This is a genomic window from Pseudomonas marginalis, assembly GCF_900105325.1.
In the GTDB taxonomy this organism is placed as follows: domain Bacteria; phylum Pseudomonadota; class Gammaproteobacteria; order Pseudomonadales; family Pseudomonadaceae; genus Aquipseudomonas; species Aquipseudomonas marginalis.
This window is the reverse complement of sequence record NZ_FNSU01000003.1, coordinates 1,619,105-1,634,128: the sequence shown is the minus strand read 5'-3', so window position 1 is coordinate 1,634,128 and position 15,024 is coordinate 1,619,105. Positions and strand designations below refer to the sequence as shown.

13 protein-coding genes are annotated in these 15,024 nt (G+C 63.1%); 10 read left to right on the top strand and 3 right to left on the bottom strand.

Annotated features, from left to right (window positions below):
• Nucleotides 1-90: 90 nt before the first annotated feature.
• Nucleotides 91-1,017 (bottom strand): alpha/beta hydrolase, encoded by a 927-nt coding sequence (locus BLW22_RS16415; protein WP_065927200.1) that lies wholly within the window; start codon nt 1,015-1,017, stop codon nt 91-93.
• 164 nt (nt 1,018-1,181) lie between these two features.
• Here BLW22_RS16415 and BLW22_RS16410 point away from each other — a divergent pair, with 164 nt between their 5' ends.
• The 5 genes from BLW22_RS16410 (at nt 1,182) to BLW22_RS16390 (ending at nt 6,173) form a co-directional block, all read left to right on the top strand.
• Entirely contained in the window at nt 1,182-1,769 is a 588-nt protein-coding gene (locus tag BLW22_RS16410; RefSeq protein WP_065948154.1) for an NUDIX domain-containing protein, read from the top strand.
• Nucleotides 1,770-1,875: 106 nt separating this feature from the next.
• Nucleotides 1,876-2,466, top strand: coding sequence for an antibiotic biosynthesis monooxygenase (locus BLW22_RS16405; RefSeq protein ID WP_065927199.1), 591 nt, complete (start codon nt 1,876-1,878; stop codon nt 2,464-2,466).
• Nucleotides 2,463-4,301 carry an amidohydrolase gene (locus tag BLW22_RS16400; RefSeq protein WP_074847043.1) on the top strand — a complete coding sequence of 613 codons (1,839 nt, stop codon included), beginning with the start codon at nt 2,463-2,465 and terminating at the stop codon, nt 4,299-4,301. The genes BLW22_RS16405 and BLW22_RS16400 overlap by 4 nt, the downstream gene beginning before the upstream one ends.
• Before the next feature lie 27 nt (nt 4,302-4,328).
• Nucleotides 4,329-4,946, top strand: coding sequence for an isochorismate family cysteine hydrolase YcaC (ycaC, locus tag BLW22_RS16395; protein WP_027607149.1), 618 nt, complete (start codon nt 4,329-4,331; stop codon nt 4,944-4,946).
• 345 nt (nt 4,947-5,291) lie between these two features.
• On the top strand, nt 5,292-6,173 hold the full coding sequence (locus BLW22_RS16390; RefSeq protein ID WP_065927198.1) for a LysR family transcriptional regulator: 882 nt from the start codon (nt 5,292-5,294) through the stop codon (nt 6,171-6,173).
• Here the strand turns inward: BLW22_RS16390 and BLW22_RS16385 are convergent.
• The gene (locus BLW22_RS16385; protein ID WP_065948155.1) at nt 6,160-7,197 is read right to left on the bottom strand and encodes an AraC family transcriptional regulator; all 1,038 of its coding nucleotides are present in this window, start codon (nt 7,195-7,197) and stop codon (nt 6,160-6,162) included. The two genes, BLW22_RS16390 and BLW22_RS16385, sit on opposite strands and share 14 nt — an antisense overlap.
• A gap of 1 nt (nt 7,198) precedes the next feature.
• Entirely contained in the window at nt 7,199-8,113 is a 915-nt protein-coding gene (locus BLW22_RS16380) for a GGDEF domain-containing protein (RefSeq protein ID WP_024074876.1), read from the bottom strand.
• 423 nt (nt 8,114-8,536) lie between these two features.
• On the opposite strand from BLW22_RS16380, the gene BLW22_RS16375 reads away from it, so the two are divergent.
• From BLW22_RS16375 to BLW22_RS16355, 5 genes are all read left to right on the top strand, one after another.
• Nucleotides 8,537-11,050 (top strand): TonB-dependent receptor, encoded by a 2,514-nt coding sequence (locus BLW22_RS16375; protein WP_074847042.1) that lies wholly within the window; start codon nt 8,537-8,539, stop codon nt 11,048-11,050.
• Nucleotides 11,051-11,191: 141 nt separating this feature from the next.
• Entirely contained in the window at nt 11,192-13,057 is a 1,866-nt protein-coding gene (locus BLW22_RS16370) for a phytase (protein WP_074847041.1), read from the top strand.
• Between the two features lie 47 nt (nt 13,058-13,104).
• A complete protein-coding gene (gene tolQ, locus BLW22_RS16365; RefSeq protein ID WP_074847040.1) occupies nt 13,105-13,797 on the top strand; it encodes a protein TolQ in 693 nt (230 codons plus the stop codon).
• A 14-nt stretch (nt 13,798-13,811) separates the two neighbouring features.
• The gene (gene tolR, locus BLW22_RS16360) at nt 13,812-14,258 is read left to right on the top strand and encodes a protein TolR (protein WP_027607142.1); all 447 of its coding nucleotides are present in this window, start codon (nt 13,812-13,814) and stop codon (nt 14,256-14,258) included.
• Nucleotides 14,255-15,022 carry an energy transducer TonB gene (locus tag BLW22_RS16355; RefSeq protein WP_074847039.1) on the top strand — a complete coding sequence of 256 codons (768 nt, stop codon included), beginning with the start codon at nt 14,255-14,257 and terminating at the stop codon, nt 15,020-15,022. The genes tolR and BLW22_RS16355 overlap by 4 nt, the downstream gene beginning before the upstream one ends.
• Nucleotides 15,023-15,024: the final 2 nt, after the last annotated feature.

Here is a 15,024-nt window from a genome sequence, read left to right as displayed (position 1 = left end):
GGTTAATATTTGATCAACTGCCGGCGAGGGCCAGTATGGGCAGGGTTTGCGCTTGACAGCCAAGCGCGAACCCAGTGCCGAAAAACGGATTTATGACTCGTTGTCACGGCCGGTTGCGTGGGTGACAACCTGGGCGGGCATCTTCGCTTGCATCAGGTTGTCGAGTGCCTGGCGATAGCTGCGACCGGCCAGGCTCATGCTGTTGTTGTGGCTGGCACCCGGCACCAATAAGAGGCGTTTGGGTTGCCGGGCCGCTTCAAATAGTTGCTCGCTGAAGCGGGGCGGCACATAGCGATCATCCAGGCCATGCACCACCAGCAATGGCATATGGATATCGGCGATCTTGTCGATGGAGTCGAACTTCTGCGACAGCAACCAACGCACCGGCAGCGAAGTATTGGCCACCGCCGCGGCTACATCGGCCAGGGAGGTGAAGGTGGATTCGATGACCAGCCCACGTACCGGCAGTGGCGTTTGCTTGCCCAGTTCGGCGGCCAGGTCGATGGCTACCGCGCCGCCGAGTGAGTGCCCGTAGATCAGGCGCTTGCCGGGGTCCGGTTGCAGCACCTGGAAGCGTTCCCAGGCGATGCGCGCGTCTTCGTAGACCGTGGTTTCCGAGGGCAGCTCGCCGTGGCTCTGGCCAAAACCGCGATAGTCGATGGCCAGCACCGAGTAACCCAGGGCGTGCAATTGCTCGATGCGAAACAGCTGCCCGGTGAGGTTCCAGCGCACGCCATGCAGGTAGAGGATCGCCGGCGCGTCCTTGTTGGCTGCCGGGTACCACCAGCCATGAATGTTCTGCCCCGATTTGAAACTGGCGGGCTTGAGCTCGAATTCCTGCACCGCCTTGGGTAAGCCGCTGTACCAACTGGCGGTGCCGGGCTCGATGCGAAAAACCAGCTCGCGCTCCTTGTGTTGCAGCACCGCGCAGCCCACGGGCAGGCCGACGATCAACAGTGCCATGCACAGCAGGGGAAACCAGCGCAGGCTCAGGCGCGATAGAAAACGAGAGGGCATGAAGATTCCAGGGCAAAGGTGAAGTGGGGGTTTTACCAGATGGCCTACACAGGCAGGTATAAATTCGACGGCCGCCCACGGCGATTGCTTGCAAAGTGTTACAGCATTTGACGCCATTGATGCCAGCGCGACATGCTCGCGCTCTTTTGAGCAAAGGCCTGACCATGGACAACAGCCCCGTTCGCATCACCGCCGAAGAAACCCTCTCGGACAACTGGTACCTGCTGAAAAAATACAGCTTCGACCTGCGTCGCCGCGACGGCAGTTGGCAAGCCCAGACCCGCGAGGTGTATGACCGCGGCAATGGCGCGACCATCCTGCTGTACAACCGCGAGCAACGCACCGTGTTGCTGATTCGCCAGTTCCGCATGCCCACCTTCGTCAATGACTATCCCGGTTACCTGATTGAAGCGGCGGCGGGGTTGCTGGACAACGCCAGCCCCGAAGAGCGCATTCGCCTGGAGGCGGAGGAGGAAACCGGTTATCGCGTCGGGCATGTGGAGAAGATCTATGCGGCGTTCATGAGCCCCGGGTCGGTCACTGAGCGGATTCACTTTTTCCTCGGCGAGTACCAGCCGGGGGACCGGGTCGGCCATGGCGGCGGCCTGGAAGAGGAGGGCGAGGACATCGAGGTGCTGGAGCTGGGTTTTGAGCGCGCGCTGGCCATGGTGCAGAGCGGCGAGATCGCCGACGGCAAGACCATCATGCTGTTGCAGCACCTGGAGTTGCGCATGCTGAAAGAAGGCTGGTGAGCCCTTTCCAGCCATCCCCCTCAAACAGCACGTACATGCAATTTTCCTGACGCTGTCCTCGGCAAACTCCCCTCATCGCTGAAATTTCAAGGCAGAGGGGCATACCATGGACCCAGCACCACAGACAGGGCCCGACGAAGTCGTCACCCTGGTCGTCAAACACCTGATCAAGGCCGGCCGCGAAGCCGACTACGAAGCCTGGCTACGCCGCACCGTGCGCATCGCCGGCGAGCGTCCCGGCCACCTCGGTGTCGACGTCGTGCGCAGCAAACAGAACGGCCTGGCGCTGTTCACCTGCGTATTGCGCTACCGCTCTACCGATGACCTGGAAACCTGGCTCAATTCCCCTGAGCGCAACACCTTGATCGCCGAAGCCACGCCGATGCTGGCCGACGGCGACAAGACCGAAATCGGTGCACTCAACGAATTCTGGTTCACGCCCCTGGCCGACAGCGCCGCCAAGCCGCCGCGCTGGAAGCAGGCGGTGGTCAGCCTGTTTGTAATTTTGCCGCAGACCTTGCTGTTGCCGTTTATCTGGGGGCCGATCCTGCGTCTGCACCCGTTCCTGTCCAACTACGTGGTCTCCACCTTCCTGGTCACCGTGACCATCGTCCTGCTGGTGGTCTACCTGCTGATGCCGGCGGCTACCCGCCTGTTCGCTCCCTGGCTTGAAGCCTCTGTAAAGGAAACCCTATGAACGCCGATCTGATTCTGTTCAATGGCCAGTTCCACACCGTGGACCGGGAAAACCCGCGGGCAACTGCCGTCGCCATCCGCGAGGGGCGCTTCGTTGCCGTCGGCACCGATGGCGAGGCCATGGCCCTGCGTGGCAGCGGCACCCAGGTCATCGACCTCAAGGGCCGTACCGTGATCCCTGGCCTCAATGACTCGCACCTGCACCTGATCCGTGGCGGGCTGAACTACAACCTCGAGCTGCGCTGGGAAGGCGTGCCGTCCCTGGCCGATGCCCTGCGCATGCTCAAGGAGCAGGCCGACCGAACCCCTACGCCGCAATGGGTGCGGGTGGTCGGTGGCTGGAACGAATTCCAGTTCGCCGAAAAACGCATGCCGACCCTGGAAGAACTCAACCAGGCCGCACCGGATACCCCGGTGTTCGTGCTGCACCTGTATGACCGTGCCTTGCTCAACCGCGCCGCCCTGCGCGTGGCCGGCTACACCAAGGACACGCCGAACCCGCCGGGTGGCGAGATCGTGCGCGACAGCCACGGCAACCCCACCGGCATGCTGGTGGCGCGGCCGAATGCGATGATCCTCTACTCGACCCTGGCCAAAGGCCCGAAACTGCCGCTGGAATACCAGGTCAACTCCACCCGCCAGTTCATGCGTGAACTCAATCGTCTCGGCCTGACCAGCGCCATCGATGCCGGCGGTGGTTTCCAGAACTACCCCGATGACTACGCGGTGATCGAGCAACTGGCCAAGGATGAGCAACTGACGGTACGCATCGCCTACAACCTGTTCACCCAGAAGCCCAAGGAAGAACTCAGCGACTTCAAGAACTGGACCGGCAGCGTCACCCTGCACCAGGGCGATGACTACCTGCGCCACAACGGTGCCGGTGAAATGCTGGTGTTCTCGGCGGCGGACTTTGAAGACTTCCTCGAACCCCGTCCCGACCTGCCGCTGACCATGGAGCAGGAGCTGGAACCGGTGGTGCGCCATCTGGTGGAGCAGCGCTGGCCGTTCCGCCTGCATGCCACCTATGACGAGTCCATCTCGCGCATGCTTGATGTGTTCGAGAAGGTCAACCGCGACATCCCGTTCAATGGCTTGCCGTGGTTCTTCGACCATGCCGAAACCATCACCCCGAAGAATATCGAGCGGGTCCGCGCCCTCGGTGGTGGTATCGCGATCCAGGACCGCATGGCGTTCCAGGGCGAATATTTTGTCGAGCGCTACGGCGCCAAGGCCGCCGAAGCCACGCCACCGATCAAGCGCATGCTGGCCGAAGGCGTGCCGGTAGGGGCGGGCACCGATGCCACGCGGGTCTCGAGCTACAACCCGTGGACTTCGCTGTACTGGATGGTCAGCGGCCGCACCGTCGGTGGCCTGGAGCTGCACGCCGAAGGCCTGCCGCGCCTGACCGCGCTGGAACTGTTCACCCATGGCAGCGCCTGGTTCTCGTCCGAGCAGGGCAAGAAAGGCCAGATCAAGGTCGGCCAATTGGCGGACGTGGCGGCGCTGTCGGCGGACTTTTTCAGCGTCGATGAAGAAGCCATCAAGTGGATCGAATCGGTGCTCACCGTGGTTGGCGGCAAGGTGGTCTACGGCGCCGGCGACTTCGAAGACTTTGCACCGCCGCAGGTGCCCGTGCTGCCGGACTGGTCGCCGGTGGTCAAGGTGCCGGGGCACTGGCGTCCGAGTTCGCCTGTGCAGGCTCAAGTTCACCAATGCAGCGGCCCGTGCGGCGTGCATTCCCACAGCCACGAAAAGGCGCGCCTTTCCAGCGTGCCGGTCAGCGACTTCCAGGGTTTCTGGGGGGCGTTTGGCTGCTCGTGCTTTGCGTTCTGATACCTAAACCCACAAAGGAGTTAACCCATGACTTACAAGCGCTTGAACAAAGATGACGCCGTGGTGCTGTTGGTGGATCACCAGACCGGCCTGATCTCCCTGGTGCAGGATTTCTCCCCCAACGAATTCAAGAACAACGTATTGGCCCTGGCCGACGTGGCGAAGTTCTTCAACCTGCCGACCATCCTGACCACCAGTTTTGAAGGCGGTCCCAACGGCCCACTGGTGCCGGAACTCAAGGCACTGTTCCCGGACGCGCCGTACATTGCCCGTCCTGGCCAGATCAACGCCTGGGACAACGAGGATTTCGTCAAGGCGGTCAAGGCTACCGGTCGTAAGCAGATCATCATTGCCGGTGTGGTGACGGACGTGTGCGTGGCGTTCCCGACCCTGTGCGCCCTCGACGAAGGCTTCGAGGTGTTCGTGGTCACCGACGCCTCCGGTACCTTCAACGAAACCGTGCAACAAGCCGCCTGGGCGCGTATGACCGCCGCCGGTGCGCAACTGGTGAACTGGTTCGCCGTGGCCTGCGAGCTGCAAGTGGACTGGCGCAACGACATGGAAGGCCTGGCCAACCTGCTGTCGCCGCGCATCCCCAACTACCGCAACCTGATGAACAGCTACTCGGCGTTTACGGCCAAGTAAGTTGTTCTCAGCCTGTAGGTGATCAATGTGGGAGGGGGCTTGCCCCCGATTGCGGTGTGTCAGTCTCAGTATTGTTGACTGATGCACCGCTATCGGGGGCAAGCCCTAATGCCTAGTCAGTTAAGCGTACATCGCCTCCTGTAGGAGCGAGCTTGCTCGCGAAAAACGTCAACGATAACGCGTGCTTCCTGAATGAACGCGGCGCCTTTGAGTTTTTCGCGAGCAAGCTCGCTCCTACAAAAAGCCTTAACTGACTGGCATTAGGGCAAGCCCCCTTCCACATTTGATTTGTGGTGTTGCGACCATCCAGTTATAAAACAGCCCATCGTCTACCGAGAAGCGACAATGAACCCCTTCGAAGACATGCGCCTGTTCTGCCAGGTCATGGAATCCGGCAGCTTCACCGCCGCCGCCGAACAATTGGGCCTGTCCAAGCAATTCGTCAGCCGCCGCCTGATCCAGCTGGAAGATCGCCTCGGCGTGCGCCTGCTCAACCGCTCCACACGCCGCCTGGATGTCACGCCCCTGGGCCAGAGTTACTACGAGTCCGCCTTGCGCCTGCTCGGTGAAGTCGAGCAAGTGGAGCAGGGCATCGCCGGCCAGAACAGTGAACCGCGCGGCACCATTCGCCTGAGTGCGCCGTTGTCGTTCGCCATGGCGCACCTGGGTTGCCTGTTGCCGGTGTTCTTGCAGCGCCATCCCCAGGTGTCGGTGGAAGTTGACCTCAGCGACCGCCCGGTGGACCTCATCGGTGAGGGCTACGACCTGGTGCTGCGCATCGGCACCCTGGAAGATTCCACCCTCATCGCTCGCCGTATCGCCAGCATCGAGCGCGTGTATTGCGCCAGCCCCGAGTACCTGGCACTGCGCGGTACGCCGCTTAAACCCGAAGACCTCGCCGAACACGACTGCCTGCCCTACGGCCATGGCCGCCAGGTGCAATGGCGCTTCAAAGGCAAGCTGCAAGCACTGAATGTCACCGGCCGTATGCGCGTGAATAACGGCGAGTTGCTGCGCGATACCGCCGTCGCCGGCCTGGGCGTCACCTACCTGCCGACCTTCATCGTCGGCGACGCCTTGAAGGACGGGCGGCTGGTCACGCTCCTCGATGATTTTGCCCCCGAAGCCCTGACCCTGTCGGCGGTGTATCCCCAGCATCGGCAAAGCTCACGGCCGGTGCAGGCGCTGGTGGAGTTTCTGCGCGAACGCCTGGCTAGCGGCTGTTGAACAGCTGGCGGATCAGGTTCGGGGTGCTGCCGGTCCAGCGCTTGAATGAGCGCCGGAAATTCGCCGCATCGTTGAAGTTCAGGTACGCCGCCACTTCATCATTGCTGTAGCCCTTGACCTGGTACAGGTGCAACGCCACCTGCTTGCGCACTCGGTCCACCTGCTGTTGAAAACCGGTGTCGTGCTTGTGCAACTTGCGCTTGAGGGTCGCCGGGCTCATGGCGAAGGCCTGGGCCGCCTGTTCGAGGCTGGGCGGCTGGCGCACCTGGTCGCGCAGGTACTCGTAGAGGCAGTCGAGAAAGCTGCCGGCAAAGCCCAGCTGCTCGATCTGCTCGCGGGCTTGCCGACGTGCAACCTGGCCGGCCGTGGTCGAGGCGCCCGGCCAGGTGCGGGTGAGGTATTCGCGCGGGATCGTCATCATGTCCAGCGGGCGCTCGAAGCGCGTGTCTTCGCCCAGATGCACCCAGTACTGCTCGATATAACGCGGTTCGGCATGGCTGAAACTGCACGCCCACGGCAGGCGTTCGCCGCTGAGCCATTGGCTCATGGCAACCAGCGAGGTCATGCTGGCTTCCAGCAGGAAGCGCCAGTGTTCGCCGGCGCCGCAACTGTCCAGCCAGTACAGGTAGGCGTGGTGCTCATCCAGTTCCAGTTGCAGGGTGGCCAACGGGCTGAGCAGCACCTGTTGCTGGATCAGGATTTCCAGGGCCTGGTGCAGGTTCTGCGCATGCCCAAGGGCGTGGCTGGCGGCGCCGTAATAGCCCGGTAGCAGGCGCTGGCCAAACAGGAAGCTGCTGTCGTCGGCGTCCAGTAACTTGCGGCTGTTGCCGATCAAGCCGAAAAACTGCTGCGGGCTCAGGTGCGCGGTGCCGGCCAGGATGTCCTCGTGAAACAGCCCGGTGCCGCGCAGCAGGCGATGGCTGTCGATGTCGCGGGACAAGGCCAGGTCGATCAGCGTGGCGGGTTGGTAATGCCCTGGGATAAAGCGGCTGTCGGCTTCATACCAGCTGGTTTTCACGGCCATCTCAGGCACTTTTCGCAAGGGGTTGCTTGGCCCTGGCCAATGCCAGGTTCAGGCGCTTGAGCAAGTCCTGGGGCGGTTCTTCAAGGGCCATGACCACGGCGGTGGTCGCCGCCAGTTGCAGGCGTTCGCCCTGTTGCCGGGTCTTGTGGGCCAGGCCGCGCACCGCTTGCTGCAACTCCAGCGCCAGCTCCTTGGCCTGGCGTTCGCCGGTGTTGGGCAGCAGCACCACAAAACGGTCGCCGGCCAGGCGGCACAGCAGGTCCTGGCGGCGCAGGTTGAGCAGCAGCAAATGGCTGAGGGCCTGCAACACCGCGTCGCCCTCGGCATGCCCGTAGGCCTGGTTGATCGCGGCGAAGTTGTCCAGGTCCAGGGCCAGCAGCGACAGCGGTTGTTGCTGCTCGCGGCTGTCCTGCAGGCTGTCGGCCAGTTGGCGCTTGAGGTAGTCGGCGCCGGCCAGCGGTGTGAGTTTGTCGAACAGTCGATGTTCACGGAACAAGCGCTCGCGCTTTTCCATCTGCGCGCTGATCGCCAGTTGTTCGCGGTGCCAGTGGTAGATGCCGATGGTCAGCAGGATCATGCCCACCGGCATCGGCCCGGACTCGAGCCAGTGGTCCCAGGTGATGCTGTCGGGCAGGCGGATAAATTCGTCGAGGCTGTCGATCCACCAGGAGAAAAAGATGCACGACAGGCCCAGCGCCAGGTAATTGGTGACGCGCCCGGCGGGGCGGCTTTTGAGCACCAGGCCCAGCCATACCAGAGCGAGCAGGGCGGAACCGCCTTCGCCGAAGATATCCAGCCACACCCATTCGCTGACGCTTTTCAACTCGCCGCAGGCCAGGTGCAGGATCAGCCCGAGGTTGGCCGCGATCAGCAGCAACGAGAGTTTCCAGCGGTGGGGCTTGAGCACGGAAAACATGGCCGCAGGTCCTTGGGCGAATGAGTGGTGGGCGCCAGCACAGCAGATGGATGTGACCGTTGGATGACGGTGGAGGAGGGTCGAATCAGCTCAGCTCAAACACACGGGCGATCAAAAAATGTGGGAGGAGCTTGCTGTGGTGAGCGGGCTTGATGTGGTGAGCAGGCTTGCTGTGGTGAGCGGGCTTGCCCCGCGCCGGTCTGCGAAGCAGGCCCCCCGTATCCTCAGTGAACCCGTCGGGGGGATAACAGGGGATCTACACAGGTCATATCAGCTCATTTGCACCTGCAGGACTGCTCTAAACCCCGGTTTACAGGCCTTCGCGCCGTCCCCTGTCACAGAACCGTCATCCCCCACCCCTAGCGTGCCCTCCCAGTTGCCGGGCCCCTTGCCTGGCGCCAACGGATTCTTGGGGAGGATTGCATGTACAAGCGCACCGGGCTCGTCAGCTTTACGCTTACCGCCTTGGCCCTGGCGATGGCCAGTGAACGGTTGAGCGCCGCCGAAGCGAGCGCCACCGAGCACGTCGAGGTGGTCGGCCAGGCTGCCGCCATCGACCAGGCGCTCAAGGAGCAACGCAGCGCCGACAGCATCAAGAGCGTGGTGCATGCCGACGGCGTGGCCCAGTTGCCGGATCAGAACGTCGCCGAAGCGGCGCAGCGCCTGCCGGGCATCAGTGTGGAGCGCGACCAGGGCGAAGGGCGCTTTGTCAGCGTGCGCGGCCTGGGCCCGGACCTCAACAGCGTCACCATCAACGGCACCCTGGTGCCCGCCCCGGAAAGCGCGCGCCGCGCCGTGGCCCTCGATGTACTGCCTTCGGAACTGGTGCAATCGCTGTCGGTGATCAAGACCCTCACCCCGGACATGGACGCCAATTCACTCGGCGGCACCGTCGATGTGCAAAGCCTCTCGGCCTTCGACCATAAAGGTTTGTTCTACACCGGCAGCAGCGAAGCCAGCTACGACAAGAACACCCACCAGACCAGCCCGAAATTCTCCGGCGCCGCCAGTAACCGTTTCAGCCTCGGCGACGGCATTGACAACTTCGGCGTCGCCGCAGCGCTGAGTTGGCAGAAACGCGACTTCGGTTCGGACAACGTCGAAACCGGCGGCGCCTGGGACTTCACCGACGGCGCCCGGCTCAACGAGTTCGAACAGCGCGACTACGACATCAGCCGCGAGCGTGCCGGCGGTGGCCTGAACTTCGACTACAAGCCCGACGACCTCAGCAGCTACTACCTGCGCACCCTCTACAGCCGCTACACCGACACCGAAACCCGCAACTCCACCAGCATCGAGTTTGCCGACCCCCAGGCCCCGGGCCAACTGGGTGATGCCGAGGGCAAGCGCAAGCTGAAAAACCGTGAGGAAACCCAGGAAATCCAATCCTATGTATTCGGCGGCGAACGCATGCTCGGCCTGTGGACCTTAAGCGGCCAGGCCGGCTACAGCCAGTCCAGCGAAGACAGCCCGGCGCATATCGCCGGCGCCACCTTCGACGGCGGCGACTTTGCAGGCAGCGGTTTCTACGACAAGGACAAACCCCGCCCGATCATCGGCAGCGGCTTCTACGACGCCAGCAACTTCAGCCTCGACAAGGTCGACTGGGAAAAACAGAACACCACGGACACCGAGAAAAACCTGCGCCTGGACCTGGCTCGCGACTATGACCTGAGCGGCTATGCGTCCCAGGTCAAGTTCGGCGGCAAGGTCAGCCGCCGCAACAAGGACAACGACCTGGAGGCCTGGGTCTACGAAGACTTCGACACCCTCGGCTTCAGTGCCGACCAACTCAACCTCAGCCGCTTCCAGAAGGGCAGCGTCGACTATCGCCTGGGCAACTACGGCCCCGGCATCAGCCCCGGTGCCATCAAGCAGCTGATCGGCAGCCTCAACCCGGCGGACTTCTATGACGAGACCGAATCGCGGGTCAACGACTTCACCATCCGCGAGGACATCAACGCCGGCTACCTGATGAACACCCTCGACGTTGACGACTGGCGCTTTATCGCCGGGCTGCGCTACGAAGGCACCGAGTTCGAAGCCAAGGGTACGGGTGCCACCGATGGCGTGTTCACGCCCACCGAGACCAAGCGCCGCTATCACCATTGGCTGCCGGGCCTGCATGCGCGCTACCAGATCGACAAGAACACCCAGGTGCGCGCGGCCTGGACCAAGTCGGTGGTGCGCCCGACGTTCGGCCAGATGGCGCCGGGTTTTGTGATCGACGATGACGAAGCCACCTTCGGCAACCCGGACCTCAAGCCCCTGGAATCGAGCAACCTTGACCTGGGTATCGAGCACTTCATGGGCCGCGCCGGCACCGTGTCGGCGTTTGTGTTCTACAAGGACATCAAGAATTTCGTCTACAACACCGACCTCGCCGGCACCGGCGCCTGGACCAATTTCTCCGAGGCTCACACCTATGCCAACGGCGACAGCGCCAAGCTCTACGGCCTGGAACTGGCCTACTCACAGAAGTTCGACTGGCTGCCCGCACCGTGGAACGGTTTGCTGATCGGCGCCAACAGCACCTTCAGCCGCTCCAGCGCCGATATCGAAGGCTTCGACGCCGCCAGCGGCACGAATCGCAAGCGCAACATCAGCCTGCCCAACCAGTCGGACACCGTCGGCAATCTGATGCTCGGCTGGGAGGACGACAAGCTCAGCCTGCGCCTGTCGGCCAACTACAAGTCGGCCTACCTGTATGAACTGGCCTCGATCAACGACAAGGCCCACGACCTGCACGTCGACGCCCAGACCTTCGTCGACTTCAGCGCGCGCTACTCGCTGACCAAGAACCTGCAAGTCAGCTTCGAAGCCCAGAACCTCACCGATGAGTCGTACTTCGTCTACACCGGCCACCGCAGCTACAACGGCCAATACGAAGAGTACGGCCCGACCTACAAGGTGGGACTGACCTTCACTCATTTCTAACTCACACCTCGATTCCAATGTGGGAGGGGGCTTGCTCCCGATGAGGGGGGCCAGTTGTGCATCCTTCACTGATTGACCGCTATCGGGAGCAAGCCCCCTCCCACATTGGAACTCCATTGTTTTCGAAGGATTTGTTTGTACATGAGAATTTCCAAGCTGTACTTGCTGATATCGGTGTTGACCTGCACTCATGCACTGGCTGCCGATCTGACCCTGACGCCTTGGGCGCCATCCTTGAAGGCCGAAGCCGTGGCCTTCCTGCCCAACACCACCGAGCGCCTGGCCACCAGCACCCGCGACGGCCTGCAACTGCTCGACAGCCAGGGCGCCGAGCTGGCGCGTTTCAACGGTAACTTCAGCAGCCTCGACATCCGCGCCGCAGGTACCCAGGTGCTGGTCGCCAGCCTCGACAACGAGCGCCAACAGGCGTTGCTGATCAGCCTGGACAGCGCCAGCAAAAGCTGGGGCAAACCGCTGTACCTGCCGACCCGCGACTACCCGGTAAATGGCTTGTGCCTGTACCGCGACGCCGCGGCCAATCTGTTTGTGTTCCTGGTGGGCGAAGAGGGCAAGGGCGAGCAATGGCTGGTGGGCAACGGCGCGACGCTGCTCACCGCCCCCCAGCGTGTACGGGGTCTGCCGCTGCCGCCGTCGGCGCAGTTCTGCCAGGTGGACGACGCCACCCAGCAGTTGGTGGTGAATGAAGAGAATGTCGGCTGGTGGGCCTACCCGGCGCACCCGGAAGCCGAGGTGAAACGCACGCCGGTGGCGCTGTTCGACACTCCCAAGCGCGAAGCCGGGGCCATGGCGCTGGTACCCGGTGGTGTGGTTGCCCTGGACCCGAAGACCGCCCGGTTACACCTGTTCCAGCACACCGGCGAGCGCTGGGTGGAGCAACCGAGCCTGGGCCTGCCGGGCCTGAAAGAGCCGGAGCAATTGGCGCTCAATGGCCGCCAGCTGCTGGTGCGCGATGATGACAGCGGCACGCTCTACCAGGCCAGGCTCGACTGGCAGGCCACGCCCGTCGCGGCGGCTGCGGTGCTGCCGGAAGTCGCGGCCTTGCGCCAGAGCGACCCGGTCGGCCGCCAGGGCGATGCGGCGGATGACCCGGCGATCTGGATTCACCCGCAAACCCCGGCCAACAGCCGTGTGCTCGGCACCAACAAGAAACAGGGCCTGCTCGCCTACGACCTCGACGGCAAGCTGTTGCAGGAACTGGCGGTGGGCCGCCTGAATAACGTCGACGTACGCCCCAACTTCAAGCTTGGCGCGCAAACGGTGGACCTGGCGGTGGCGAGCAATCGCGATCACAACAGCCTGAGCCTGTTCAGCATCGACCGCCAGAGCGGCGAGCTGCGAGAGGCCGGTGAAGTGCCCACGCCGCTCAAGGAAATCTATGGCATTTGCCTGTTCCAGCCCGCCAGCGGCGAGATCTACGCGATTGCCAACGGCAAGGACGGCACCTTCCTGCAATACCGCCTCAGTGCGCCGGACGGCCGTGTGCATGGCGAGCTGGTGCGTCAGTTCAAGGTCGACAGCCAACCCGAAGGCTGTGTGGCCGACGACCAGCGCCAGCGCCTGTTTATCGGTGAGGAAGACGTCGGCGTGTGGGCGGTGGATGCGCGCGCCGATCAACCGGCGACGTTGACCAGCGTGATCAAGGTCGGCCCGCAATTGCATGCGGATGTCGAGGGCCTGGCGCTGTACCAAAGCGATAAACATGACTACCTGGTGATCTCCAGCCAAGGCAATGACAGCTACCTGGTGGTGGATGCCGAACCGCCGTTTGCCGTGCACGGCGGCTTTCGCGTCGGCTTGAACGCCGCCGCCGGTATCGACGGTGCGTCGGAAACCGATGGCCTGGAAGTCACCGCCATCAACCTCGGCGGGCCATGGAGCCAAGGCATGCTGGTGGTGCAGGACGGGCGCAAGCGCATGCCCGAGCAAACCCAGAACTTCAAGTTCGTACCCTGGGCCGAGGTCACCCGCGCATTGAAATTGCCGTGAACCGTCATCAACCGGTCATCACTTTTTAATCGAATGGGAGATTCACTATGCACGCGACGATGGAACATATGACGATCTGGGGACTGATCAGCGACGCCAGCCTGTTGGTCAAGGCTGTCATGCTCACCTTGCTGTTGGCGTCCTTGCTCAGCTGGTACCTGATTATCCAGCGCGGCAGTGTGCTGCGCCGCCTGGAGCGTCAGTTGAACGGTTTTGTGCAGCGCTTTCGCGCCGCGCCGGATCTGCAGGCACTGTCCCGTGAGATCCAACAGGCGGGCGAGGGCGGCATTGCGCCGATCTTTATCGCCGGGGTCCAGGAATACCAGCACTTGCACAGCCATGACCCGGCGGTGCTCGAAGGCGTGGAGCGGGCCTTGCAGGTGGCGATCACCGAGCAGGAAATCGAGCTGGAAAAGGGCCTGCAATTTCTGGCGACCGTGGGTTCGGTCAGCCCGTACATCGGCCTGTTCGGCACGGTGTGGGGCATCATGAATTCGTTTATCGGCTTGTCCCAGGTGCAACAGGCGACGTTGTCCACCGTAGCGCCGGGCATTGCCGAAGCCTTGATCGCCACGGCCATCGGCCTGTTCGCGGCGATCCCGGCGGTAATCGCCTACAACCGCTTCGCGGCGCGCGGCCAGACCCTGCTCACCCGTTACTACGCGTTTGGCAATGAGCTGCAGGTACGCCTGCACCGCACCCTGCGCGGTACGTCGATCAACCTGGCCGTCGCCGCCTGAAAGGAGCAACTCCCATGTTAGTCAGGCCGCAACGCAAGCACGGGCCCAAGGCCGAGATGAACGTGGTGCCGTATATCGACGTGATGCTGGTGCTGCTGGTGATCTTCATGGTCACCGCGCCGATGCTGACCCAGGGCGTGAAGATCGACCTGCCCAAGGTCGCCGCCGAGGCGTTGGCCACCGACACCCGCCAGCAGATCCTCACGCTGTCGGTAAAGGCCGACGGTGGCTACTACTGGAACCTCGGCGGCGAACTCGATACCCAGCACCAGACCGACAGCGCCGTGAGCCTGGATGAAATGGGCGCCAAGGTCATGCAGGTGGTGGCGGCGCGCAGCGACACCCAAGTCTATATCCGCGCCGACGACAACGCCGGTTACGGCCGTGTGGTCGCGGCCATGGCGGTGTTGCAGAAGGGTGGTGTCAGCAACCTGGGGCTGGTGACCGAGGCCCCGCAATGACGGCGATGATCATGCACAGTCCCACCCTGACGATGGCGCCCCGGGATGCTTCGGGGTTTTGGAGAAACAGCCTCGCCGCCAGCCTGGCGGTGGCGCTGCACGTCGGCGTGCTGGCCGCGTTGATGCTGGGCTGGTCGACGCAAAAGCCCGTGGTGGATGCCCCTCGGGTGATGCACACGCAGTTGGTCATGCTGCCACCGGCGCCAGCGCCCGAGCCTGAACCGGTGGTGGCTGCCCCCGTACCGCCGGAACCGGTGGTGATACCGGTGCCGGTAAAGCCCGTGGTCGATCCACAGGTCCAGGCGCAAAAACTCGAGAAAGCCGCCTTGGCGCGTAAACGCGTCGAAGACAAGAAACTCGAGCAGCAGCAGGAACGCCTGGCCAGCGAACAACGCAACCGCGAGCTGGAACAACAACGCCTCGATCAGCAACGCCTGGCCGCTGAAAAAGCCCGGGCAGCCACCCCCGCGCCAGCCCCTGCACCGGCCTTCGACAGCCGCCAATACCAACCCCTGAGCAAGGAGGCACCGGACTATCCCGAGCGCGCCCTGGACAAGAACATCGAGGGCGACTGCACCTTGGAGTACAGCGTCAACACCCAAGGCCGCGTGGAAAATCCCAAGGTGCTGGACGGCTGCCACCCGTTGTTTATCCGGCCTTCACTGGCGGCGGCGAACACTTTCCGCTACCAGCCGAGGATCGTTGATGGCAAGGCCGTGGCCGTACCGGCGGTGCGCAATACCTTCCATTACCGCATCAAGTAACG

What these genes read in the sequence shown, in the direction of transcription:
- BLW22_RS16380 (WP_024074876.1), bottom strand. Translation starts at nt 8,113, where the DNA reads ATGTTTTCCGTGCTCAAGCCCCACCGCTGGAAACTCTCGTTGCTGCTG.
- ycaC (WP_027607149.1), top strand. Translation starts at nt 4,329, where the DNA reads ATGACTTACAAGCGCTTGAACAAAGATGACGCCGTGGTGCTGTTGGTG.
- BLW22_RS16375 (WP_074847042.1), top strand. Translation starts at nt 8,537, where the DNA reads ATGTACAAGCGCACCGGGCTCGTCAGCTTTACGCTTACCGCCTTGGCC.
- tolR (WP_027607142.1), top strand. Translation starts at nt 13,812, where the DNA reads ATGTTAGTCAGGCCGCAACGCAAGCACGGGCCCAAGGCCGAGATGAAC.
- BLW22_RS16370 (WP_074847041.1), top strand. Translation starts at nt 11,192, where the DNA reads ATGAGAATTTCCAAGCTGTACTTGCTGATATCGGTGTTGACCTGCACT.
- BLW22_RS16405 (WP_065927199.1), top strand. Translation starts at nt 1,876, where the DNA reads ATGGACCCAGCACCACAGACAGGGCCCGACGAAGTCGTCACCCTGGTC.
- BLW22_RS16415 (WP_065927200.1), bottom strand. Translation starts at nt 1,017, where the DNA reads ATGCCCTCTCGTTTTCTATCGCGCCTGAGCCTGCGCTGGTTTCCCCTG.
- BLW22_RS16355 (WP_074847039.1), top strand. Translation starts at nt 14,255, where the DNA reads ATGACGGCGATGATCATGCACAGTCCCACCCTGACGATGGCGCCCCGG.
- BLW22_RS16410 (WP_065948154.1), top strand. Translation starts at nt 1,182, where the DNA reads ATGGACAACAGCCCCGTTCGCATCACCGCCGAAGAAACCCTCTCGGAC.
- BLW22_RS16390 (WP_065927198.1), top strand. Translation starts at nt 5,292, where the DNA reads ATGAACCCCTTCGAAGACATGCGCCTGTTCTGCCAGGTCATGGAATCC.
- tolQ (WP_074847040.1), top strand. Translation starts at nt 13,105, where the DNA reads ATGCACGCGACGATGGAACATATGACGATCTGGGGACTGATCAGCGAC.
- BLW22_RS16400 (WP_074847043.1), top strand. Translation starts at nt 2,463, where the DNA reads ATGAACGCCGATCTGATTCTGTTCAATGGCCAGTTCCACACCGTGGAC.
- BLW22_RS16385 (WP_065948155.1), bottom strand. Translation starts at nt 7,197, where the DNA reads ATGGCCGTGAAAACCAGCTGGTATGAAGCCGACAGCCGCTTTATCCCA.